Source organism: Halocynthiibacter namhaensis, from assembly GCF_000812685.1.
Lineage (GTDB): Bacteria > Pseudomonadota > Alphaproteobacteria > Rhodobacterales > Rhodobacteraceae > Halocynthiibacter > Halocynthiibacter namhaensis.
Window position 1 is genome coordinate 1 of the sequence record NZ_JWIF01000018.1, and the last position, 21,291, is coordinate 21,291.

Below are 21,291 nucleotides of genomic sequence, written 5' to 3' on the forward strand. Positions count from 1 at the left end.
ACAAACCCATCGTCGAGCAAGTCATGCCAGATCTTAACCGCCCCATAGCGCTTCCCGCTATTCTCCCAGAAATGGGTGATCCTAGTCATTATGATGGCATCACGCTTTGCTCGATCCGATGCCTTCTTGGGATAACGATCAATCGACTTGCGGTGGTAATAGGTGGAAGGCGCGATCGGCAAAACATTGCAAATCACCTCGACGCCAAGATGATCACGGTGGTCATCTATAAACATGATCATCTCTTCCGTAGGCGGTCGAGGTCCGCCGCCGCGAAAAAAGCTGACGCCTTACGAAGGATATCATTCGCTTGACGAAGCTCACGGATTTCCCGCTGAAGTTCCTTCATCTGCGCCCGCTCTGACAACGTCAGACCCTCCCGATCTCCTGTCTCAATCGATTGTTTATTAACCCAGTCCCGAAGCGTTTCGGGGCTGCATCCTATCTTCTTCGAAATCGATCTGAAGCACTCAGATCGCGTCCGATAATCCGCTTCATTCTCAAGCACCAAGCGCACTGCGCGCGCCCGGACTTCTGTTGAAAAACGGTTTCCTGAATTTCCTTTGATCATGACTTATCTTCCAAGCTTTATGATCTCCGGTAAACCCGGTCTGGTTCACATGCGCGTCTTGATGGGATTATCGCTTGCCTTCAAATCATGTCCGATGATCCCGCCTTATGTGGATCACAGCGCACCGCCGCAGCCTATCAGGCGTGCATCGCTGGTGCTGAAGATTGCCTGAAAGAAGCAATAGCTGCCACAAGCCGTATGTGCGCCAATCATGGGGAGGCGGTGCTATGAGCCACAAAGCGACGAATTGGGCCATTCAGCAGCGTGGGTTGAAGCCTTCAACGAAAATCATCTTGTGGTTCTTATCGGACTGTCACAACTCCCACACGGGGCGCTGTGATCCGTGTCAGGCGACTTTGGCTGAGGAATGTGAGATGTCACGTTCCACGGTGAACTTGCATCTGGCGGACCTCGAAAAGCGCGGCTTGATCCGTCGAATTCAGCGATCAAATGCGGCCACAAAAACCAAAAAAAGCACCCTCTATATTTTGGCGCTGGACGACGAAAAACCGCAAAATGTTGAAAAAGCCGTGTCCGAAAATAGGACACGGGATTCAGGCAAAGCCGTGTCCGAAAAAACCGCAAAGCCGTGTCCGAAAAAAGGCCGATCCCGTGTCCGACCCATCGGACATAAACCTGTAAAGAACCTGGAAAGAACCAGCGCGGGTGCGCGCGAGGGTGTTCAAAAAGCGTCTAACATCGCTTGTTTCTGGGCAGAGAAGATCAACTCAGGGAAGTCGATCACAGGTTCAGCAATCAATGCAGGACTGGCACGGGAAATGATCGCAGCGGGTTTGGTGACGGAAGAACAATTACGAAAGCTCCGCGTCACTTTTTGACGTTGGATTTGCAGAGAAAGGCCAGAGCATGACTGAGACAGCAGAGACAAAGCGCGACCGTGTACGCCGGTTGTTGATCGATCCCTTGGCGGATATTGGCTTTCGCTTTCCCAAGGGCGTGAAAGCTGAGAAGGCGCAAAAGGATCTGGATCGAATTGCCGATGGTCTGGCCTATCTGTCGGATGAGAACCTCAAGCGTCTGCGGCACAGTTTGAAAACCAAGGGCGAAGGCTCGGCCAAGTGTTTCTGGCCATGCTATGCGACGATCACTGGTTTGGCCGAAGTTGCGCAAGCCCGTCCGTTGAAGCACGAGTCAAACTTGCTGAGTTGGTTTGCGTCACGCGCCGGGGCTGAGGCGTTGGATGCTGGGCGGCTGGTTGCAGAGTTTCAGTTCTTTGAGCGCCACAAGCGGCCACCTGTGAACGAATCCGATAAGCGCACCATCGCCCGCGAGGCTGCTGAATGTGGCGACCGGGTGATGCGGATAGAGGACAAGCTGAACCGGAAAGTCACGCTGGCCGCTGATGATCAAGGTTTCATTGATTGGTACCGCGCCAAGCTGACCTATTGCACCAACCTCGTGAACGGGGGCGTCGAATGTTCATGAGTGAAATTTCTGCCCGTGAAATGCAGTGGTTTGCAGTTCGGATGAAGCCGCGTGCAAACGGTGGCCCGCGCACGTCGGTTGTTGATGTGGAAAAGGAAAAATATGTTGGGCGGGCAGGGAAGCCGGGCTATCGCCGGGTGAAGGGCACGGGGCGGCGTGTGTTTCTTCCTGAACATCTTTTGACACGTGCGGGCTTTGAGGTTTTCTTGCCGGTGAAGCAGGTCTGGCGCATTAAAAACCGTTTCACCAAAGAGAAACAGTTGGTGTCGGTGCCATTGCTGGCGGATTGGATGTTCGTCGGTTGGGCTGCGGATGAGACACGATGGTTAGAGTTGATGGGGTTTGATGTCGTTGCTGGCGTAATGGGCACAGGTGGCCGGCCAATCCAGATGTCGGACGTCGTGATGCAGCGATTGATGGTGCAATACGGAAATAGCCGTGTAGCACATTCTGTTAAACGACGTGTTGCCGCGCGTCGTGCGTGTGGGATTGGTGACAAGGCGCAGGTGATCGATGGGCCATTTGCAGGTGAGGGTGTCCGGGTGGTCGATATTTCCGGCCAAACAGCGAAAGTGATGCTTAATATCTTAGGCGGCGATATTGAGGTGGAGATTTGCACAGACCTTTTGACTTTATGTTCCAACGACTGCTAGCAGCCCAATGCAGACCCATGCCACTAAAATTGTCAATTTGTAGGCCCGAAGCAGTGAAAGTCAGGAACGCGTTGAAAGCCGCCATTCCTAAAGTGTAGATCATTGTTTAGTCACAGTATTGATCAGACAATCTATTCCAGAATTCCTCAAGCGCCGGGAAGCGTACGTTATCTCGGCGGGCCGCACAGATATTCCATGTCATATCTTCAACAGTACGGATTTCTTTCAGCAGGCCAAGTTTGCGGTGTTGTTCAAAATCTTCTAGCATTCCCCCACAAATCAGATCAGCCCGACAGGCGATATTATTCAATAGTGCATAATCATCACTTTCGACCTGAGGCATATGGCCAACATGCTTTCGCGCAGCTTCAGTGTCCCCAAGAAGCTTTGCGATCTGATTGCGCCAGTACTTTGGCAAGTGGCCTGTTGCAACTGGATGACTGAATATGTCCGCAATAGTCACTTTTTTCTGCATGTGCAAAGGATGCTGCGGGCGCGCCCAGAACGCCGTCCTGCGCTTTCTCAGAATCTTTATCTCCAGGCCGCTCAGATCGGGTGTATGTGTTAAATCACAAACGGCAAGATCGACTGTCCCGGTACGCAGAGCTTCAAGTGGCTCTTTCGACGCCCGGACGTTAATCAACGCACGAAATCCCGGAAAGTCAGACAACATGTCGGCTATAAGTGGTGCGATCACAGTTTTTGTGGCGAGCGGCCCGCTTCCAATATTGACCAGACTTGGCCCTCCGGCCCGCAGGCGCTCTGCATTGGCTTTGAACTGAGAAAGAGATTCATCCAGATCATCCAGCATTTTCAGAAATGCTTTCCCGGCCGATGTCGGGAAAATCCCCTGTCTGCTTCGCTCAAACAGGCTCTGTTCAGCATATTCCTCTGCCTGACTGATATAGCGGGAGAAGCTTGCGGCTGAAGTTCCCATCACCTCAGCCGAGATGCGGAAGCTATTGTGTTGTGATAATATGCGGGCGGCTTCAGCCGCCTTCAGATCGATCATAAGTTGTCTCGCAGTTTTAGTTTATAAACCCGGTTCAAAACTAAGGAACGCACTACGGGTCCCCTGAAATGCACCTTCACGATTGCCATCATGGGTTGATTTACCCAATCTCACTTCAATTTGACGTAAATGTGTCTGAAACAGTTTTTTTTACCTAAATACAATGAATCTCCGGGCCGTGCGGGGTGATGCATACAGTCAGTCCCATCTAACTTCACAGGCTCTCTCGGTTGATTTCACTATATGGAACCTAGCGTCCTTCTGTTGAAATTAGGCCGTAAAACAGTGGACCTCCTCAACAAGGGGCAAGTAGGTTATCCGGGTAACGAGTGTACTTTTTCTAAGTGAACCTGTGCTGAGCGCTGTGTGAACATCCTCATGCATGGCGCTGCATTGCCGACGTCGGATTGTTGGCAAGAGTGCGACGAATAACAAAGAGCGCCTTTCAGCTCCTTTCAGCTCCTGGCGGTTGCTGGCAGGCGTGCATGAATTTGCAATGAGTATGCTCGTTACACCCGATAAGGAGCGACCTTTAGAAAGCGGGACGTGAAAATGTTAATCTCCTGCCTGATATTCGTCACATTTCAATTCATACGCAACGGCCCTTTAAAAGTTCTGAGGCGTCTGCTGAAAGGGACCGAAACTCTGAAAGAGCACGACCTGTCCTAGCACTTTTATCTGCTTTCTATCACAAACCTCAAAACACGCACACGCCCTGGGCAATACCTCCGCACTGTACATCTACAGTGCGGTTTTCGCATTTTTGCCATCTGACGTCGGGCATTCAATCGGAAGCCAGACCAGGTTTCAGAATCCTGGCCTTAGGTCTCACCTGCTGAAATCAAAGCAGTTTTCGATATTCCGGCAATCAAATACCTGCAAATGATCAGATCGAACGCGGAATCACGGGTCCATTGATTGTGACCCCAGGCAAGGTCGGAGGTGTGTCCATGGCAGTTTTTGACATCTGTCACCACATAGGCGCAGGCAGCGTATTGTTTGTTTCTGAACTTCTGTCCCGTCATCCCCTGCATTTGAAAAGTAAATTGGCCCCCGTGATTGCGCGTTCATCCGGGGCACTGCAGCGACGCAACCATCCAATAGCAAACGCGATCTGCGAACCGCCGCTCACTCCCGAGTGTTAACGACTAGATAGTTGAGGTTTAGATAATGACAATGTTCCAAGTTACGGCGGGCGATGCTCTCATCGTCACCGATCAGAATGTAAGTACTGTGAATGGCACGGTGCCCACCAACCTTCTGACTGGCATTCAGCCGCTTCAGGGCGACAACACACTGATCCAGCGACGATAGATGACGGCGAATACTCCCGCACATTTTAATTTTCAGAGATCGATACCGCCTGCCGGATTTCTCTCTACCCAGTAAAAGGTAACACAACATGACAGGTATAGCGCTTACAGGCCCCAACGGGGGAACATTTCTCAACGACGCTGGTGACACAGTTACGTGGACTATATCGAATGGAGACATTGCCACCGCACCAGATGGTTCATCTGTCTTTACCCCCGACGCAAGTAATCCGGATCGTATTTGGAACGACCGGTCAGATAAGTATATAATTGGTACGAGTGGCCGGAGAGATGGCTTTCTGGAATTTTCTCAGGAAGTATCTGGGCTGGAGATTGCGTTTCATATTTCTTTTGATGACAATGAGACAGTTCATGTTATCCTTGACGGCCAATTGGTAGATGTCTCAGACCTTGTTGCAAGTGGCGAAGCGACTTGGACCGGATCACAAACAACCATCAATAATGGATTTATTTCCGGGATGGAACCTGGCAGACAAACACTCGTGATTACCCGCCCATTCACGTCAATTGGGCTTGACCACAATGTGACACAGAGGGGGGTTGGCTTTGATCTAATCATAGACAGTGCGCCACCACCAGTAGTTTGTTTTTCTATTGAGACAATGATTGCAACAAGTTCTGGACTTGAGGCAATAGAAAATCTCAACAAAGGAGATATGGTTCTGACCATGGATCACGGCTACCAGAAACTGAAATGGCTCGGGTCGCGCAAAATCTCGATGGTACAGCTTATGTCAAATCCGAAACTGCGTCCGGTCCGCATCACCGCCGGGGCGCTTGGGCAGGGTCTGCCAGAACGTGACCTTCTTGTCTCGCGTCAACACCGCATGCTGGTCCGCTCACATATTGCCAAACGGATTTTTGATCAGGATGAAGTTCTGGTCCCGGCGATCAAACTATGTGAGTTGCCAAGCATCTTTGTCGATGAGGAGGTGAAGGAAGTGGAATATTTTCACATGCTTTTTGATGCTCATGAAGTCGTCTATGCAGAAGGCGCACCCAGTGAAAGCCTTTACACTGGCCCGGAAGCGCTGAAGGCTCTTTCAGTTCAGGCCCGAGAGGAAATATTCGCACTGTTTCCCGAGATGGCCGAGCCTGACTATCTTCCCATAGCTGCAAGGCCCTTTCCAGCGGGAAAGAAGCAGAAGCAACTCGTGGAGCGGCACAAGAAAAACAGCCGGGAGCTTCTGTTTGCCTGAGGCGCTGAGAACTTAAAGAGGACTCACCTTGAGAACTCCAGTGCCACTGTCCGCTTTACCAGGGGAGCGGACAGTGGCCTGAAAACTGAAACGAAGCTTCGGGCAGACTTTGCAAATGTCACTTTCTGCCCATTGCCGCCATCTGTTTGCTGTGTTGCGCTTAACGTTCTGCGTTCGATTGTTAAGCTGCAAAGGACAAAAGCTGGTGCAGCTGTCCTTCAAAATCGTCAACAGCCCGCCATCGCGAAGCCTTTGTTAAGCCTCGGATTTTAATTCAACGGACTTATTGTCCGAGGATGTTAAGTGTTAAACGCAAATTGTTAAGGGTGTTGACAGATGCAGGCTGTTCGATTTAGAAGCGAAACAGGATGACCAGTGGTCCCTGTCAAATGAAGTAATCACAGCGAAAGCTGGAAGTGACACACCAAGGCCCGGAACACGGTGAACAGGCAATAGCCGATCACCGCGTTTAAAATTAAGAGATATGTCTAATCACAAAGCCCGGCGGTAACGTCCGGGCTATTTTTTTGCGTGGCATCGGCATCGGGGGATGCGCGATGCTTTGAGTGAATAGCGCTTAGAAATCCAACTGAGGAGGTGCGCCATGTATCGCGGGGTAATGCTCGCAGGGCAGGGTCTGCCTGATATTTTACGATGCGGGGTGTCCAATGTTCAAAGTTGGTGAGGTTGACGTCAAAGGCTTGAAGCAATTCGACAATTTGTTGGGGGCTTTGGGCCAAGATGGACCTAAGGTGGTCAGTCGGGCGCTAAATCGCACCGGGGATATGGCGCGCACGAAAGTTGTTCGGGAGCTTTCTAAACAAACAGGGTTGCCACAAAAGACCATCCGCGAAGCTGTGAAGGTCGATAGGTCGTCTTGGCAAGATTTGGAGTATCGCCTGACGGCATCGGGCGGCGAGATGTCGCTGAAATACTTCAAAGCACGCGAAACCTTGCGGGGTGTGACGGCCAGCGTGCGTGGTAAGCGTGAGCTGTTTGAGGGATCATTCATCAAGGGTGGTAGCTTTGATCGTGGCCGTGTCGTTGCCAAAGGTTTGAACGGCCATGTCTTTCAACGCATCGGTGGGCGTACCGAATTAGAAAAGCTGAAGTCGGGTGTGTTCATCCCAGTCGAGATGGTTGAAGGCGCAACGGCCAAAGCGTTTGATGACGTGGTGTCGGACGTACTGCCGCGCCGCCTCGACCATGAAATCAATAGGTTGATCCGGTCGTAGGCTTCCCTGTCACGGTAAGAAACCGCAATATGTGCAAAGGGGAATATAGATTATGCAGGCAACGAACCAAAATTGGATGCGTGTTTACCCCGGTGGATACTGCGATATGACCCATCTATATCGAATTCGCACAACTGATATCGGTGGTGGTGCTGCGATCATCGCGACTGATATTGAAAATGCGCTGGTATTGGCTGCATCGATTATCAACACTTATGCGCATTTACCCATGAGCAGCCGGGTCGCACACTTGGAGCGCCCGCTCAAGGAAGCGTTAGAAACTTACACGCAGATGAACCAGATATTGGATACCTGATGCATACTCCAAATTCTAACTGGATGATCTTTCGGCCTGCAGGGCTGTGTGAGCGTTCAGGCCTATATGAGATAGATTGTCTCGATGCAGATGCGAATTTGCAGACCTTATTTGTTTCAATGGAGAACGCGATGCAATTCGCTGCACGCGTGTCTGCGAATTGGAACACCTTTCCGGGGCCTTTGAAAGACGAGGTGCGGCATCTGTTTGTGGAACTTGGCATTGAGGTTGAGGAGGATTTAGATGGCGAACGACCCACAATGGATACACATTGATGTAGGGGGATTTAATGGCCACACTCATCTATACCGAGTTCACATCAAGGGCATGAATGGCGAGAGAAGTACGGTGGTGATGCCGTTGGGGGACGTTCTATTTTTTGCAGCAAGGGTGCTTCTGGACTATAATGGTTTAACCAACAAATCGCGCGATTTCGAAAACATCTATAAGGGCGCGACAGGACGAAGTTCTTCGGAAAACCACTGATCAATACGTTTCCAGTTATGGAGGCTATCAGGGATATCCTTAAGCGAAAAATCAGATAAGAAATCAACGGTTCGGATAGCAACAGCGACGAAGAGTTCTGTGATCGGCTTATGGAGCTTGGGATGATCAAGTCTGGTGGTCTTCGTGGCCATGTTGGTGCGCAATGCACCATAATAGATAAACACATCGAAGACCTGTTGCTTGATCGCAAGATGATTGCCCGATTGATCGGGTCTTAAGTGCTAAGTAAGCGGCCTAAAAACTTAGGGACCGTAGTCTGTTTCTGACGCACGCGGGGCGTGAGCTGCCCGAGGGTTCGCCAGTCAGACGGGTTTTGTGAAGCCTTAACAAATTGGGATGTGGCTTAACATTTGCACTTAACGATTTGAGCAGAGAAAGACTGCGGAGGAATTTGAAACCTATGCAACTGGAACCTGAACATCTAACGCAAGCAGGTTTTGCACGGCACATGGGGGTCAGCCGAGCTGCTGTTAGTCAGTGGAAGTCTGGCGATATCTTAAGCGATGGCGCTTTCACGTTGCCAGGGCGAAAAGGAAAGGTGATTGTATCTGTTGCGGTTGAGGACGTTCGGCGAAACCGAGACATCGGGCAGTCACTTGGGAATGGGATTGAAACGCGGACGTCGACCGAGGCGGTTGCGGATGAGAAGGCGGTGCCGACTGAGGTTCAACCTGATCTTTTGCCCGTTAAACCCGAGGCCGTGGCTGTTGAACCGCCCGCAGCCCCGACACAAAAGCAACCAAAGATTGATACCGTTGAAGATCAGCTGAAGCGCGCGCGGTTGGAAGAACAACACCGCAAGAACCGCATTGGTGCTTCTGAAGAAGCACTCCAGCAGGGCTTGCTGATGTCGTCGGATGATGCGCGCGAGCAAATGTCCCGTGTGGCGGGCATGATGTTGCAGATTTTTGAAGGTGCATTGACTGATTTTGCCGCGATCACCGCGTCACAGTTCAACGTGCCGCAACGCGATGTTTTGCATACGCTAAAGAATGAGTTTCGGAAGGTTCGCAAGGCCGCGACCCAAAAGGAACAGGCGCGGATCACGGAATTAGAGAAGGCCACGATGACCTCTGTAGAATTGGATGGGTGATGCTAGATATCGCAGTCACAAACGCGGAATGGATGCTGCATGACGTCTTGGCTGATGTGTTGGATCCACCGCCGCCAGTCGACTACCTGAAATGGGCCGAAGACAACATTGTGTTCTCGGAGCGTGAAAGCGAGTTTTCCGGCCCTTATAACCGCGAACGCTTTCGTTATTTTGATGAAATCCTGAGGGCGCTGTCGCCCGATGATCCTTGCCGTATTGTGACGCTGGCCAAGTCAGCACAGCTTGGCGGCACGGTGCTTGCGAACATCTTCACGGGCGGTTCCATGGAAATGGATCCCGGTGATATTTTGTACGTCCACCCGACTGAGGAGAATGCACGGCGTTGGTCGAAGATGAAACTGTCGCCGATGTTGAAAGGCACGACGTCTCTTCGCAATATCTTCCCGATGAAAGCCCGTGATGGGCAGGATTCGGTGACCTATAAAGAGCGCCGCGATGGCCGTGGTGCCATTCTGATTTCTGGTGCGAACTCGCCTGCGTCACTTTCGCAGGTTTCCATGAGCCGACAGGTTCAAGATGACCTTGCAAAATGGGATATGAACTCTGCTGGGGATCCGGAGAACCAAGCTGACAGCCGCAGCCAAGGCCGCGAGTTTGCCAAGATTTTCAAGATCTCGACGCCAATGGTTATTCCAGGCTGTCGTATTACGGCGAACTTTGAGGCGGGAAGCCAAGAATATCCATATGCGCCATGCCCGCATTGTGGGCACATGCATGTGCTTGAGTGGGAAAACATGTTTCAAAATCTGGATGAAGATCATCCGGAGAAAGCGCATTTTAACTGTCCCGAATGTGGCTGCGTTATTGAGGATCATGACCGGGCAAAGATGGTGCCACATATCGATTGGCGGGCGTCTAATCCAAAAATGAAGCGGTTCCACCGCTCGTTTTATCTATGGTCAGCATATTCGCCGCTGCAATCTTTTGAACGGGTTGCGCGATCTTGGCTGGCTGCCAAGGGTGATCCGCTGAAAGAGCAGACGTTTTGGAATGACGTCGTGGGCAAAGCGTATCGAATTCTTGGTGAATCCCCACCATGGGAGGATCTTCGGGACCGGGCATCTGAGGCCGATTATGATCATGGCACAATTCCAGCGGGCTATCCGTTGTTGACATGTGGTGTGGATTGCCAAGGGGATCGGGTTGAATGGCAGGTGGTTGCCTGGGGGCCAAACAAGCGCCGGGCCGTGGTGGAATACGGCGTGTACAATGGGCATATTTCTGATGAGGTCTGTCAGGCAAATCTAAACGGTTTGTTGAAGCAAGGTTTTCGCAATGCTTATGGTCGCAAGATCAAAATTGATCTTCTGGCGATTGATGGGAACGCCTACACTGAGGACGTTTGGGATTGGGCACGCAAACACCCAGCTGGTCGGGTGATCATGGTGCGCGGTGTGCATCCTGAAAGCGCGCCTTTGCTGGCGCAGGTGAAAAAAGAACGCAACCGTCGCGGCAAGATTGTTCGGTATTCCAAGCGGTTCTACAACTTTGCGTCTGCGGTTATGAAAATGGCTCTCTATCGCAATTTGAAGAAAGAGGATCCGTTAGAACGTGGATTTATTGGCCTTCCCAGAGGGCTGGACGATGAGTTTTATCGCCAGATAACAGCGGAATCCCGAAAGGCTGTCAAAGCCAAGTCGGGGTTCACGCGTTATCTTTGGGTTAAAGATCCCAATCAGGCGAATGAAGGCTTGGATACGCATTTGCAAGCTGAAGCCGCCGCCACACGTTTGGGGGTGCGCAGCCTCCCGGATGCGGAATGGGAACGCTTAATGGCGGAACGTGAATGTCCGCCCGAAGATGTTCAAGCCGATTTTGAAGACCTGTTGTTGGTGACGCAACCTATGACGACGACTGAACCGCAAGATGAACCGCAGAATGATCCGGATGCTGAGAAGAAACGCATTCAGAACAAATGGAGGAAGAGATAGCTGTGACTGGCCTTATTCGACCTGATGGGACGCCATTGGTGGCATCCTCTGCTGCCAATCGCACGACAGCTCGCTATTTGCGGGATACAAAAAGTGGCGCCATTGCGTCACGCGTTGCACCACTGACCAACAGCCGGGATGATATTCGCCGGGCATGGTCGCGCAGTGCGGGCCTTGCGATGGATTTGATCCAGAATTCCGGCCGTCTGAAGGGGGCTTGTGATCAAGTCATCGCGGACACCGTTGGGGTTGGTCTGACTTTGACGCCGGACCCTGATTTGACGGGGCTGGGTTATGATGATGCGGAAAAGGCTGATTTCATCCGGTTGCTAAAACGCCGCTGGAAAGCCTATTGGCTCGACAAAAAAGAATGCGACATGCGCGGCAAGTTAAATGGCCCGCAGATGGTTGATATCGCTCTGCGTTGGGACATTGCATTTGGGGAAGTCACAGGGGTTTTTGATTTCTTTGATGACGCTGATCGCAGCCATTACGGCATTACGACGGGCACAAAGCTGTGCATGGTGTCACCGCAAAAATTGGTTCAGGAAACAAGCACGCATGAGGGGTTGTTTCAGGGGGTCCGTCATGATGGCAAAGGTCGTCCGGTTTCTTATCGTTTTGAAACCAATTCAGATGGTGTGAAGTCTAAGCGAGATTATGCGGCGTTTGATACCGATGGTCGGCCAATGGTTCTGCATGTGTTTGATCCAATGGATGCAGATGATGTGCGCGGGATCTCAAAGCTGGCACCCGCGTTTCGTAAGCATATCCAAGCGGAAATGTTGGATGATGCAACGCTGCAAATGGCGCTTCTGCAAACGATTTTTGCCATTACGATCACCAGCGACACGCCAAGTGCGGACGCTTATGAGGCGCTGGAGATCTTAAAAGAACAGGGCGGTGATGGTGTCGCATTCGGTAAGGAATATCTGGGGTATTTGTCCGGCAGTTTGGGGGCCGCTGCTGACAGCCGGATTTCGGTTGGTGCGGATCCTCAGGTGTCTCACTTGGGACCAGGGGAAAAGCTCGCTCTGGAAACTGCAAATGTGCCAGGCAAAGACTTCCTGCCATTCTCTAACAGCCTGGCGCGTGACATGGCTCGCACGATTGGGTGTTCTTATGGTGGTCTAACGATGGATTACACCGCTGCGACATATTCCAGTGTGCGCATGGAGAATTCATCGATCTGGTCTGTTGTGATGCGGCGACGTGAACGCATCGCGGCTCCGATTTGTCAGATGTCTTATGAAAACTGGCTTGATGAAGAAATCGGCGAGGGGCGTATCCCGTTTAAAGGTGGTTATCGTGCGTTTCGTGCCAATCGTCGCCGTATCTGTTGTGCGTCATGGCAAGGGCCAGCCAAACCCACGGCGGATGATTGGAAGGCTGCGCGGGCATCAAGTGAGCGGTTGGAAAACGGCACAAGTTCAATCGCAATTGAAACCGGGGATCTCGGCGTTGACAGCGATGCTTTGTTTGAAGAGCGCGAACGGGAACACGAGCGTTATCTAAAGGCCGGAATGGCTTCACCTTATGCGGCAAAGCCTGATCAGCAGGTTGTCCAAATGGAGACAGTCGAATGACGATCACCAGTACGGTCAAAATTGGCACTGACCTGATTGATATTGCTAAGCCTTGCGATGTTGTGACGGCGTTGAAGAAAATGCAGTTGAAACTTGCGGTCGGTGGCGTGCGCGAAACCGTGCGCATCGATGGCGAAGAAGTCACGTTCATGCGGGCAAATGATCGCCGCCTGGCTGCGTTGATTGCACATTACGAAAGCGAATGCGCCCGGCAAGGTGGCAGTCAAAAACGCACCCGTTACGCGAAACGCTTTCGATACACCTAATTCTTAGGAGATAAAAATGACCATTTTAGTGGATGGCGAACTCGTGCTTTACGGGTTCGTTGGTGAGAACTATTGGGGCGACGGCTTTACAGCTGGTGACGTTATTGATGCGCTGGCCGAACTGGGGCGGGATGCGGATATTACTGCTCGGATCAATTCTGGCGGTGGTTATACCGACGATGGGATCGCCATCTATAATTCGTTGCTGGCGCATAAAGGCAAGGTTTCCATTGTCATTGATGCAATGGCGGCATCTTCGGCGTCCATCATCGCAATGGCAGGTGACAGCATTTCGATGCGGGCCGGGTCAATGATGATGATCCACGATCCGGCTGGCAGTACTTGGGGCAATGCCGAGAAGCACGAAAAGTCACTTGAGCAGTTGAACAAACTGGCTGGGCTGATGGCTGAAATCTATTCAGAGCAATCTGGTGAAGACGTCGCATCGATCCGTGAAGATATGAAGGCGGAATTGTGGATGTCAGGTGAAGAAGCGGTTGAGCGGGGCTTTGCCACGGATGCTGTCGACGCGAAATCATCAAAAGTGACGGCCTTTGATTTTCGTCAATACGCCCATGCCCCGCAGAAACTTGTCGCGATGGCCAAAAACCAAAACTGGTCCTTCAAACCCAAGGCAAAAAAGGTGGCATCTGCTGCCAAAAACCAACCCAAACATAAGGAGAAATCCACTATGAAAGTAAAACCCGGAACAGGGGAACCGGCCACCGAGCAAACAACGGCGGCAACGGTATCCTCTGACGATGTGAAGGCCCGGATTAAGGCCATCACGGGAGATGATGCAGCGCAGGGCTTTGATGGTCTTGCCAAGCATTTGGCCTTTGACACTGACATGCCCGCAGATGAAGCGATCATGGCTTTGAAAGCCGCCGCATTGGATGCGCCAGCACCTGCAGGCGAAGAACCTGCCGATCCTAAGGGATATCAGGCGCGCCGCTCTGCTGCCGCTGATTTGGCACAGCCCGGTGGCGGTGCCCCGGCACCAAAAAAAGCCACCGCAACCATCGATATGGCAAGCATTTACGGCGCTCGCGTCGCCAAGAAAGAGGTTTAACAATGTCGCATAAGGTATTGAAAGCACGTGCCCTTGCGTTCCTTCTGTCGGAAGGTCCGGGCCAGATTTCACGCAACAGTGTGACCATTCCCGCAGGAACCGGGAAAGTTGGCGCAGGTACGCCAATCGGCGAGTTGACTGCAACAGCGGGCCATTTTGTTCCTTCACCAAATGCTTTGGTGGCGGGGATTGAAGGTGCCGAAGTGGCCACCGCCATTCTCGGATATTCCGTGGATGCCACGGACGCCGATGTCGAGGTCGTAGCCATCGACCGTGACGCCGAAGTCAAAATGCCAATGCTGACGTTTGATGCGTCGGTTGATGATCAAGCCAAAATTGACGCCAAGATTGCCCAGCTCAACGCTGTTGGCATCCGCGCGCGCTAAGGGAGAACTCCTATGCCTATGGAAGAAGAATTCGACATTGTAACGCTGACGGCGTCTGTGAATAACCAACCCTTTGTGCCCGGTCAGATGGGCGCGCTTGGGATTTTTGATGAAGAAGGTGTATCAACAACTTCCGTGAAGGTGGAAGAACTGGATGGCAAACTGGATATCATCGAGCCAACGGCGCGTGGTGGTCCTGGGCAAACCATCGATGATGAAGATCGTAAAAGCCGCACATTTGAAGTTGACCACTTCGAGATCAATGACTCTGTGAATGCGGATGAAGTTCAAGGCGTTCGCATGTTTGGCACCGATGGTGACCTTGAGGTCATGGAAAACCGGATTGACGGCAAATTGAAACGCCATGCGCGTTCAATGGATGTCACTTTGGAACACCAACGTGTTGGCGCTGCAAAAGGCATCATTTTGTCGGGCAAAGGTAAGATTTTGCACAACCTGTATGATGAATTTAGCATCGCTGTTCCGGCGCCTATCGTGCTGGGTTTGGGCAGCCAAGTGCCAGGGCTTGCAAGCAAGATTAAAGGCGACGTGGTTTTTGCCATCGAAGATACCTTGGATGCGTCTTATGGCCATATTCACTCAATGTGTGGGCGTGACTTCCATGCAGCGCTTTGGGATCAAAAAGAAGTTCGCGAAACCTACCTTGCTGACAATGAAGGTCACCGGTTGCGCGATGGTGCCCCTGATATCTTCACCATCGGTCATGTCACCTTTGAACGGTTTCGCACGGGTCGGCGCGCCAAAGCTGCAAACGCGAATGGTGCATTCATTGCTGATAATGAAGCGCGGGTGTTCCCTGTTGGTGTGCCTGATCTGTTTATCACGCGCTTTGCGCCGGGTGACTGGAATGGTTTGCCAAACACTGTGGGCCTGCCGCGTTATTCGCAAATGAATGCAAAGCATAACAACAAAGGCTATCATCTGGACAGTCAGATGAACGCGATTTCGCTTTGCACGCAGCCCGGCGTTTTGCGCAAACTGACGATCTAAGCCGATTTATTGAAGTGACCAAACTCAGGCCCGGTGCATATGCGCCGGGCTTTTGGTTGAATCCTCATGCGGGTTTCGCATTGGCATTCAACCGCAACAGGAGACAATCATGGCAAATGTGAAAAAGAAATGGGTGGCTTTCAAAAGCGCTACGATCATCCCGGCTGAGATGGCGGGCGAGGAAGAAGACACGAAGGTTCAGATCGGTAAGCCAGTTCATGTTCCGGCTTTCTATGCCGACAGTGTGGTTCAGGATCGCATCGCGGATCATTGCGATGCGCCGAAAAAGAAAGCAACCGCGAAGAAACCTGATGCGCCGACGGCTGATGAGATCGCAGCTGCAGAATTGGTTGATCTGATTGCCGCTGCACAATTGACTGTGACAGAGGCTCAGACGTTGTTTGATGATGCTGAGGGCGTTGAGGCGATTGAAGCGGCGGAGCTTGAACTCACGGCTGCAAAAGATGCCCTGGCTGAACTGCAAGCCTGATGGAAAAATCCCTGCGTGATGAACTGAGGGAGGAAGTGGATGATGTTTGGGCAGAACTGCTGGAACATCTTCCGCTTGCATCGGGTCTGACGGATCCTGATCGGCCCAAAGTGCAATTTGCCGCGGTTACGCCGATGTCGACACAGCAGGTGTGGAGGCATGAGCATGGATATTCTGTACGTCATAGCCCCTTGGGGCAGTAATTTGGTAGAATATGCAGAGCGCATTGAGGGGGCGATTGCTTTGGTGTGTTGCATACGCCCATCACCATGTGGCCGCTTTATTGTTGTCGCCACTACTGATAGAACACAGGCTATTCTGTTTCTTGAAGAAGACGGTTTTGATCGCGAGGATATTTTGTAATGAACAATATTGAATTCAAAAAACTGCGCCAGCAGCTTGGCCTAACCTTGGCCGAGCTTGGTTCAATACTAGATACTGACCCACGTACAATCCGAAAGTGGGAAGCCGATGGTGCAGCCAGCACGTCGCGTGATCCTAATCCAATTGCTTGCCGAGTTCTGGAATGGCTCCGAGATGGATACCGTCCGTCACAGTGGCCCGACAGTAAATAATAAACAGTTTGTTTGCCACTTAGATTGATCGGGTCGTACCGGTTCAGGCCGCGTTGCGGCCTGTCTCATTGAGTGTGCAAGCCATTATGTGGCTAAATTTGAAGCCCCATCCGAAAAATAGAAATAAATCCATCTTCGCCCCTTTAGGGGCGGGGGTAAGCAGTGCTGAAACACTGCCTACCATGCAGCAAAGATTAACAAAACTGCATCGACGTCCGCAAAGATATCGCCGCCCGACACTCGCGAGTGTGTCAGCGGCTTAATCTGGAATCATCCAAAATGACAATGGAAAAAGTGCGCGCTGCCGCACCCGTCGCCCCGTGGTTGGGCGGCAAGAAAGCTTTGCATCGTACTCTCATTGAGCGGATCGATGTTATCCCACATAAAACATACATTGAACCATTCGTCGGAATGGGAGGCGTATTTCTGCGCCGATCTTGGCGTCCGCGTCTTGAGGTTGCCAATGATCTCAATGGTGAAATCATCAATCTATTCCGCATCTTGCAACGATATTACCCGCAACTTATGGAAGTTATGCGGTTTCAGATTACGTCACGGCGTGAATTTGATCGCCTGCGGTCCGTGGATCCTGCAACACTGACGGATCTCGAGCGCGCTGCGCGGTTCCTGTATCTGCAACGACTGGCCTTTGGTGGTCAGGTGAATGGGGTTTTTGGTGTTGCGCCAACAAGTGGGCCACGTTTTAGCCTGTCTCGTTTGGAACCGATTCTTGATGCCGCGCACGAGCGCCTTGAGGGCGTTGTGTTTGAGACCCTTGATTGGTCGGCATTAGTGGATCGCTATGACAGTCCTGAATCCTTATTCTATCTGGATCCGCCTTACTTTGGTGGTGAAAGTGATTATGGCAAAGGCATGTTTGGTCGTGATCAGTTTACGAAAATGGCCGATCAGCTTGCGAACCTGAAAGGGGCGTTTCTTCTTTCGATCAACGACACGCCAGAGATCAGAGAGGTGTTCTCAGCGTTTCAGTTTGACGAAGTGCGCCTGAAATATTCCGTAGCGCAGGCTGGTGCAACAGATGCCTGTGAGCTGATCATTTCAAACCGCGAGATCAAGACAGGGTTGTTGTAGTAAAAGCACGTCCTCTCCCGGCTATACATCGGGCGGGAAAGGGTCGCTTTGGGCAGTTAGCGACATTTGCAAAGTCGAGCGTTCGGCACCAGACTAGCCTTAACATTGCTTGCTTTCGCAACATTGCAGATTCACCAAACCAGCCATTCGTGCATGGCGCAGCATTTTGTCGGCTAAAGCGTCGGTGAGCGGACTTTGCCGCCTTCTCTCGGCGATTGATCACAGTTACAGATGGCTTTTCTTGCTAGGACCCAATTACTCTAGTCACGAAAAATGCTGCATCGCACGGATTCCCGTCAGACCCAATACTTCGGAACGCAGGCGCAAATTCTGCAGAAGTTTTGACATCCAACGGGTGACTATTTCGAAACTACCCTTGCAGTAAAGACCAGCTATAAAACATCGTCACAACAAGCGTATAGACCGCAAGAATGACCACATTTACGGGGTTTCCGGACAGTTTCGGTGTCCTAATTTGAGAAACATTCAACCCCGCAAGGCATAGACCACAAACCGCAAGAATGATCGCAAACACTGGGCGCTCAAAATATCCCGCGAACATCATGATGAACACAAGGATGATGCTATTGTTGTCAATCGCAAGCCCCGTATATTTGGCGTCGCCCGACAGCCCAAAAGTGCTGAAATAACTTAGACGGATCGCTCCAAAGACCAACGTCACGAATACAACGGGTAGAAACGCGGCGCTGAAATCGGCGTAACTTAGGATGAGAATGGCGGGCGTCACGCCGTAACTGACAATATCGATCAACAGATCCAGCGTGCCACCAAATGCACGATCATCGCCCGTGCGGCCTTTCATTTTACGCGCAATCAATCCATCGGCCCAATCAAATCCGACGGCCCAAATCATACCGATCATCGCAGCAGGATACAGCCCGATAATCAGAAAGTAGATGGCCAATAACGAACACCCCAAGCCCGAAAGTGAGCAGATGTTAGGCAGATCTTTGATGTAGGATAAGATCGGTGGCTTCGACGTTGCGGCGTTTTCGATTGTCATGAGACATCCTTTGATGGTAGTCGTACGGATAACTTGTCAATATTGACAGGTAATCTCTGCTTTACATTCTGAGTGCATTTGAAACGCGCAGTTTCAAAACATAAATCAACTCCGGACTTCCGAAAGTCTGGAGATATCTCAGCTTAATTGTTTGAAACTACCTAACGTAATTCACGCACACGCGCATTCAGATGCTGTGTGCTACCACCGATGATGTGTGGGCAAAAGGATAAAGAGAAAAATGATTGTCTATACGGTTGGCACGTTCGACTTGCTTCATGTTGGTCACTTGGCATTATTGAAGCACTGCAAATCCTTGGGTGATGTCTTGGCTGTCGGCGTGGCCTCTGATGAGGTTGTGAATATGTACAAGCCGAACGTTCCGGTTGTCCCACTGGAACAACGGGTTGAGATGCTTGAAGCCCTTAGTTGTGTCGACATCGTACGCCCCTATCATGCGCTTGAATACGTTTCGGGCTGCAAAGCTGTGGGTGCCGATATCTTCGTTATTGGCGAAGATTGGGGCAGCAATCCCCACAACCTCGATATCAATGCCTATTTGAAAGATGCGGGCAAAGAGGTCGCGCAGGTGTGCTACAACCCGCGGACATCATCCACAAAAATCAAACAGATGGTTCTGGCGCAATCCCAAGTCCGCACCCAATCACATTGAGACAAATGTTCAAAACACGCCCCCTATCTGTTTCATAAAAGGTGATCTATATGACGGCTCTCTATTCAAAGCCTGACGCGTTCAGCGCAGGCGAATGTGACCGTATTACTGCCGCCATCACGGCCGCTCCATCCAAAGATGCGATGCTTGTGGGTCAGACAAAGGACCAGTTTCTGCGAACCGCAAAGTTGGTTTGGGTTGATGACGTTAACGGTTTGGGTTGGGTCATGGATCGCTTGATAGATATTGTTCGCAAATCCAATGCTGACCAATTTAACTTTGACCTGCGCGAGTTTGCCGAAAGCCCGCAGATCGCAAGCTACAAGGCCTCTGACGGCGGTCATTTTGCGTGGCACTCTGACATTGGTAATGGTCCATTGGCACGCAAACGCAAACTCACGTTGGTGCTACAGCTTAGCGTGCCAAGTTCGTACGAAGGCGGCGATCTAGAGGTTATGCCAAGTGCTCGGGTCTTATCAGCCAACCGCTCCCAAGGGTGTGTCAGCATCTTCCCCAGCTTTGCGCTTCATCAAGTGGTTCCCGTGCAATCCGGTGTGCGCCATTCATTGACGCTGTGGGCCCATGGGCCAGCGTTTAGATGACACGCCTTCCTGCCTTTGATGCAGCGCGCAGCGAGGGCTAGCGACGCAATTTCGTGACGGCGGGCTGTGAACGTCGGCTTTTGCTTATCCCCAGAGAAAACTATGCACCTGCAGAAAACCGCTGGTTCACGACAAACACGTAGGCAGGCAAGGACTGCTTTGGGCTGGGAGCCGTCATAGGCTGCTTTGCGCAGTTAGCCTAACCCATACCAGACCAGCGTTTGATCTGCCTTACAACAGTGAGTGCCTGTTGTTGCCTAAGTGTAGGGTTTGGTTCCGTAAGGGATAGAAAATATTTGGTGCAGCTGGTGTCTGTGAGCTGATTGTCTCAAATCGTGAGGTCAGGACCGGGTTTGCTTTAGTCTGGGGGATTTCTGGGACTCATGTACTATTTTAGTCCCAGATGTTCCCTATTTTTCCCTTTTACAAAAGCAGTAATAAGCTCAAGCTACCAGGGTAACGTATTGCGAATGAAATGAAAAAATATGGAGTGGGTGAAGGGAATCGAACCCTCGTATTCAGCTTGGGGAGCGGTTGCTTTAACTTAGATGGCGTTCGTGTTTTGAAGGGTGCTCATTTTAAGGGGGAGTATTTGTGCCGTGGGACACGCTGTTCGTAAGTTATTGAAACTTAATGAGGACGAAATTCGCGAGGTGGGACAGATACCCTTTGATTTTAAAGGAAAATTACTGAATTTTGGTAGGCCCGGTAGGACTCGAACCTACGACCAAAGCGTTATGAGCGCTCTGCTCTAACCAACTGAGCTACAGGCCCGCCTGCGCCTATCCGTATCATTCTTTCCGGCGGCGTCAAGCAGACAGTTGTTGATTGACGTGACGATTAACAGCTGGGTTTCTACACAATTTTGACATATTTTTATGACTTTTTGACGAAATTGTCAAGGGCGGAGCAAAAATGGGCCAGTGAGGCGGCGTAAAAGTAGGCCAGTTGAGGCGTTGAGTGACGGTTGGTTTGAGGCGTGCGCCCGGGAACCAGCGGCTCGTCATAAAGCAAGCGTGTTCCCGGGCGTATTGCCCCTATTGGGGCAATTTCTGGTCAGTGTTTTTGGGTAGTTTTTCGGCTCTGTCCGAGGCGATAGCTTTCGCCATTCATTTCCAGGATGGAGACGTGGTGTGTCAACCGATCAAGCAGTGCACCGGTGAGGCGTTCGGATCCGAAGGTCTCGGTCCACTCCT

General features: G+C 51.3%; 26 protein-coding genes, 1 tRNA gene, 1 pseudogene and 1 other annotated feature. Of the genes and pseudogenes, 22 read left to right on the forward strand and 6 right to left on the reverse strand.

Translation table 11 applies throughout. The features are described 5' to 3' along the window. Both RJ38_RS03590 and RJ38_RS19460 read right to left on the reverse strand, forming a co-directional pair. Positions 1-236: pseudogene (locus tag RJ38_RS03590) on the reverse strand (IS3 family transposase); the annotation flags it as partial. Continuing rightward, positions 168-284: a sequence feature (AL1L pseudoknot), on the reverse strand. It overlaps the preceding pseudogene by 69 nt. After that, positions 239-571, reverse strand: coding sequence for a transposase (locus RJ38_RS19460; protein ID WP_039017537.1), 333 nt, complete (start codon positions 569-571; stop codon positions 239-241). Its footprint overlaps the feature before it by 46 nt. Here RJ38_RS19460 and RJ38_RS18755 point away from each other — a divergent pair. From RJ38_RS18755 to nusG, 4 genes are read left to right on the forward strand one after another with little or no spacing between them, the layout of a single operon-like run. Further along, entirely contained in the window at positions 570-743 is a 174-nt protein-coding gene (locus RJ38_RS18755; protein ID WP_156121736.1) for a hypothetical protein, read from the forward strand. The two genes, RJ38_RS19460 and RJ38_RS18755, sit on opposite strands and share 2 nt — an antisense overlap. 55 nt (positions 744-798) lie before the next feature. Further along, positions 799-1,410 (forward strand): helix-turn-helix domain-containing protein, encoded by a 612-nt coding sequence (locus tag RJ38_RS17990; RefSeq protein WP_052245174.1) that lies wholly within the window; start codon positions 799-801, stop codon positions 1,408-1,410. Between the two features lie 28 nt (positions 1,411-1,438). Continuing rightward, the gene (locus tag RJ38_RS17995; RefSeq protein ID WP_052245175.1) at positions 1,439-2,017 is read left to right on the forward strand and encodes a hypothetical protein; all 579 of its coding nucleotides are present in this window, start codon (positions 1,439-1,441) and stop codon (positions 2,015-2,017) included. Beyond that, on the forward strand, positions 2,008-2,670 hold the full coding sequence (nusG, locus tag RJ38_RS03610; RefSeq protein WP_039017538.1) for a transcription termination/antitermination protein NusG: 663 nt from the start codon (positions 2,008-2,010) through the stop codon (positions 2,668-2,670). Before RJ38_RS17995 ends, nusG begins: the two co-directional genes overlap by 10 nt. 106 nt (positions 2,671-2,776) lie before the next feature. On the opposite strand, the gene RJ38_RS03615 is transcribed toward nusG, so the two are convergent. Next, positions 2,777-3,682 (reverse strand): LysR family transcriptional regulator, encoded by a 906-nt coding sequence (locus RJ38_RS03615; protein WP_039017539.1) that lies wholly within the window; start codon positions 3,680-3,682, stop codon positions 2,777-2,779. Between the two features lie 1,170 nt (positions 3,683-4,852). Here RJ38_RS03615 and RJ38_RS18760 point away from each other — a divergent pair. The 16 genes from RJ38_RS18760 (at position 4,853) to RJ38_RS03690 (ending at position 17,796) form a co-directional block, all read left to right on the forward strand. Beyond that, complete coding sequence (locus tag RJ38_RS18760) at positions 4,853-4,996, forward strand: hypothetical protein (RefSeq protein WP_156121737.1); 144 nt, start codon at positions 4,853-4,855, stop codon at positions 4,994-4,996. An 88-nt stretch (positions 4,997-5,084) separates the two neighbouring features. Next, positions 5,085-6,215: a Hint domain-containing protein gene (locus RJ38_RS03625; RefSeq protein ID WP_238321637.1), complete on the forward strand. Its 1,131-nt coding sequence runs from the start codon at positions 5,085-5,087 to the stop codon at positions 6,213-6,215. Between the two features lie 668 nt (positions 6,216-6,883). Beyond that, positions 6,884-7,450: a phage tail protein gene (locus RJ38_RS03630; protein WP_039017541.1), complete on the forward strand. Its 567-nt coding sequence runs from the start codon at positions 6,884-6,886 to the stop codon at positions 7,448-7,450. Positions 7,451-7,556: 106 nt separating this feature from the next. Next, positions 7,557-7,766 carry a hypothetical protein gene (locus RJ38_RS03635; protein ID WP_156121738.1) on the forward strand — a complete coding sequence of 70 codons (210 nt, stop codon included), beginning with the start codon at positions 7,557-7,559 and terminating at the stop codon, positions 7,764-7,766. Beyond that, on the forward strand, positions 7,766-8,041 hold the full coding sequence (locus tag RJ38_RS03640) for a hypothetical protein (RefSeq protein ID WP_156121739.1): 276 nt from the start codon (positions 7,766-7,768) through the stop codon (positions 8,039-8,041). The genes RJ38_RS03635 and RJ38_RS03640 overlap by 1 nt, the downstream gene beginning before the upstream one ends. 632 nt (positions 8,042-8,673) lie before the next feature. After that, positions 8,674-9,366, forward strand: a complete 693-nt coding sequence (locus tag RJ38_RS03645) for a helix-turn-helix domain-containing protein (RefSeq protein WP_039017544.1) — start codon at positions 8,674-8,676, stop codon at positions 9,364-9,366. Next, a complete protein-coding gene (locus tag RJ38_RS03650) occupies positions 9,366-11,318 on the forward strand; it encodes a phage terminase large subunit family protein (protein WP_039017545.1) in 1,953 nt (650 codons plus the stop codon). Before RJ38_RS03645 ends, RJ38_RS03650 begins: the two co-directional genes overlap by 1 nt. A gap of 2 nt (positions 11,319-11,320) precedes the next feature. Next, a complete protein-coding gene (locus tag RJ38_RS03655; protein ID WP_238321638.1) occupies positions 11,321-12,904 on the forward strand; it encodes a phage portal protein in 1,584 nt (527 codons plus the stop codon). Continuing rightward, positions 12,901-13,170 carry a hypothetical protein gene (locus tag RJ38_RS03660; protein WP_039017546.1) on the forward strand — a complete coding sequence of 90 codons (270 nt, stop codon included), beginning with the start codon at positions 12,901-12,903 and terminating at the stop codon, positions 13,168-13,170. The genes RJ38_RS03655 and RJ38_RS03660 overlap by 4 nt, the downstream gene beginning before the upstream one ends. A gap of 16 nt (positions 13,171-13,186) precedes the next feature. Continuing rightward, complete coding sequence (locus RJ38_RS03665; protein WP_039017547.1) at positions 13,187-14,242, forward strand: head maturation protease, ClpP-related; 1,056 nt, start codon at positions 13,187-13,189, stop codon at positions 14,240-14,242. A 2-nt stretch (positions 14,243-14,244) separates the two neighbouring features. Next, complete coding sequence (locus RJ38_RS03670; protein WP_052245177.1) at positions 14,245-14,628, forward strand: head decoration protein; 384 nt, start codon at positions 14,245-14,247, stop codon at positions 14,626-14,628. 12 nt (positions 14,629-14,640) lie between these two features. Beyond that, positions 14,641-15,639 carry a major capsid protein gene (locus RJ38_RS03675; protein ID WP_039017548.1) on the forward strand — a complete coding sequence of 333 codons (999 nt, stop codon included), beginning with the start codon at positions 14,641-14,643 and terminating at the stop codon, positions 15,637-15,639. A gap of 109 nt (positions 15,640-15,748) precedes the next feature. Continuing rightward, positions 15,749-16,129 (forward strand): hypothetical protein, encoded by a 381-nt coding sequence (locus tag RJ38_RS03680; RefSeq protein ID WP_039017549.1) that lies wholly within the window; start codon positions 15,749-15,751, stop codon positions 16,127-16,129. Between the two features lie 159 nt (positions 16,130-16,288). Further along, positions 16,289-16,492: a hypothetical protein gene (locus RJ38_RS18765; RefSeq protein WP_156121740.1), complete on the forward strand. Its 204-nt coding sequence runs from the start codon at positions 16,289-16,291 to the stop codon at positions 16,490-16,492. Next, positions 16,492-16,704, forward strand: coding sequence for a helix-turn-helix domain-containing protein (locus RJ38_RS18410; RefSeq protein WP_082005617.1), 213 nt, complete (start codon positions 16,492-16,494; stop codon positions 16,702-16,704). Before RJ38_RS18765 ends, RJ38_RS18410 begins: the two co-directional genes overlap by 1 nt. 285 nt (positions 16,705-16,989) lie before the next feature. Then, positions 16,990-17,796, forward strand: coding sequence for a DNA adenine methylase (locus RJ38_RS03690; RefSeq protein ID WP_039017560.1), 807 nt, complete (start codon positions 16,990-16,992; stop codon positions 17,794-17,796). A gap of 370 nt (positions 17,797-18,166) precedes the next feature. On the opposite strand, the gene RJ38_RS03695 is transcribed toward RJ38_RS03690, so the two are convergent. Then, a complete protein-coding gene (locus RJ38_RS03695) occupies positions 18,167-18,820 on the reverse strand; it encodes a CDP-alcohol phosphatidyltransferase family protein (RefSeq protein ID WP_039017551.1) in 654 nt (217 codons plus the stop codon). Between the two features lie 241 nt (positions 18,821-19,061). Here RJ38_RS03695 and RJ38_RS03700 point away from each other — a divergent pair, with 241 nt between their 5' ends. Continuing rightward, entirely contained in the window at positions 19,062-19,493 is a 432-nt protein-coding gene (locus tag RJ38_RS03700) for an FAD synthase family protein (RefSeq protein ID WP_039017552.1), read from the forward strand. Between the two features lie 50 nt (positions 19,494-19,543). Next, complete coding sequence (locus tag RJ38_RS03705) at positions 19,544-20,095, forward strand: 2OG-Fe(II) oxygenase (RefSeq protein WP_039017553.1); 552 nt, start codon at positions 19,544-19,546, stop codon at positions 20,093-20,095. Positions 20,096-20,792: 697 nt separating this feature from the next. Here the strand turns inward: RJ38_RS03705 and RJ38_RS03710 are convergent. Then, positions 20,793-20,869: transfer RNA gene (locus RJ38_RS03710), tRNA-Ile, on the reverse strand. Between the two features lie 282 nt (positions 20,870-21,151). Then, on the reverse strand, positions 21,152-21,291 hold a 140-nt coding region (locus tag RJ38_RS18770), incomplete at its 5' end, for an ATP-binding protein (protein ID WP_238321639.1).

Excerpts from the sequence above, each read along its gene's own strand:
- RJ38_RS03640 (WP_156121739.1), top strand. The coding sequence starts at position 7,766 with ATGCATACTCCAAATTCTAACTGGATGATCTTTCGGCCTGCAGGGCTG.
- RJ38_RS18760 (WP_156121737.1), top strand. The coding sequence starts at position 4,853 with ATGACAATGTTCCAAGTTACGGCGGGCGATGCTCTCATCGTCACCGAT.
- RJ38_RS03660 (WP_039017546.1), top strand. The coding sequence starts at position 12,901 with ATGACGATCACCAGTACGGTCAAAATTGGCACTGACCTGATTGATATT.
- RJ38_RS03635 (WP_156121738.1), top strand. The coding sequence starts at position 7,557 with ATGACCCATCTATATCGAATTCGCACAACTGATATCGGTGGTGGTGCT.
- RJ38_RS03625 (WP_238321637.1), top strand. The coding sequence starts at position 5,085 with ATGACAGGTATAGCGCTTACAGGCCCCAACGGGGGAACATTTCTCAAC.
- RJ38_RS18410 (WP_082005617.1), top strand. The coding sequence starts at position 16,492 with ATGAACAATATTGAATTCAAAAAACTGCGCCAGCAGCTTGGCCTAACC.
- RJ38_RS03615 (WP_039017539.1), bottom strand. The coding sequence starts at position 3,682 with ATGATCGATCTGAAGGCGGCTGAAGCCGCCCGCATATTATCACAACAC.
- RJ38_RS03670 (WP_052245177.1), top strand. The coding sequence starts at position 14,245 with ATGTCGCATAAGGTATTGAAAGCACGTGCCCTTGCGTTCCTTCTGTCG.
- RJ38_RS03690 (WP_039017560.1), top strand. The coding sequence starts at position 16,990 with ATGGAAAAAGTGCGCGCTGCCGCACCCGTCGCCCCGTGGTTGGGCGGC.
- RJ38_RS03630 (WP_039017541.1), top strand. The coding sequence starts at position 6,884 with ATGTTCAAAGTTGGTGAGGTTGACGTCAAAGGCTTGAAGCAATTCGAC.
- RJ38_RS03675 (WP_039017548.1), top strand. The coding sequence starts at position 14,641 with ATGCCTATGGAAGAAGAATTCGACATTGTAACGCTGACGGCGTCTGTG.
- RJ38_RS18755 (WP_156121736.1), top strand. The coding sequence starts at position 570 with ATGACTTATCTTCCAAGCTTTATGATCTCCGGTAAACCCGGTCTGGTT.
- nusG (WP_039017538.1), top strand. The coding sequence starts at position 2,008 with ATGTTCATGAGTGAAATTTCTGCCCGTGAAATGCAGTGGTTTGCAGTT.
- RJ38_RS03650 (WP_039017545.1), top strand. The coding sequence starts at position 9,366 with ATGCTAGATATCGCAGTCACAAACGCGGAATGGATGCTGCATGACGTC.
- RJ38_RS03705 (WP_039017553.1), top strand. The coding sequence starts at position 19,544 with ATGACGGCTCTCTATTCAAAGCCTGACGCGTTCAGCGCAGGCGAATGT.
- RJ38_RS17995 (WP_052245175.1), top strand. The coding sequence starts at position 1,439 with ATGACTGAGACAGCAGAGACAAAGCGCGACCGTGTACGCCGGTTGTTG.
- RJ38_RS18765 (WP_156121740.1), top strand. The coding sequence starts at position 16,289 with ATGAGCATGGATATTCTGTACGTCATAGCCCCTTGGGGCAGTAATTTG.
- RJ38_RS03695 (WP_039017551.1), bottom strand. The coding sequence starts at position 18,820 with ATGACAATCGAAAACGCCGCAACGTCGAAGCCACCGATCTTATCCTAC.
- RJ38_RS17990 (WP_052245174.1), top strand. The coding sequence starts at position 799 with ATGAGCCACAAAGCGACGAATTGGGCCATTCAGCAGCGTGGGTTGAAG.
- RJ38_RS03680 (WP_039017549.1), top strand. The coding sequence starts at position 15,749 with ATGGCAAATGTGAAAAAGAAATGGGTGGCTTTCAAAAGCGCTACGATC.
- RJ38_RS03645 (WP_039017544.1), top strand. The coding sequence starts at position 8,674 with ATGCAACTGGAACCTGAACATCTAACGCAAGCAGGTTTTGCACGGCAC.
- RJ38_RS03700 (WP_039017552.1), top strand. The coding sequence starts at position 19,062 with ATGATTGTCTATACGGTTGGCACGTTCGACTTGCTTCATGTTGGTCAC.
- RJ38_RS03665 (WP_039017547.1), top strand. The coding sequence starts at position 13,187 with ATGACCATTTTAGTGGATGGCGAACTCGTGCTTTACGGGTTCGTTGGT.
- RJ38_RS19460 (WP_039017537.1), bottom strand. The coding sequence starts at position 571 with ATGATCAAAGGAAATTCAGGAAACCGTTTTTCAACAGAAGTCCGGGCG.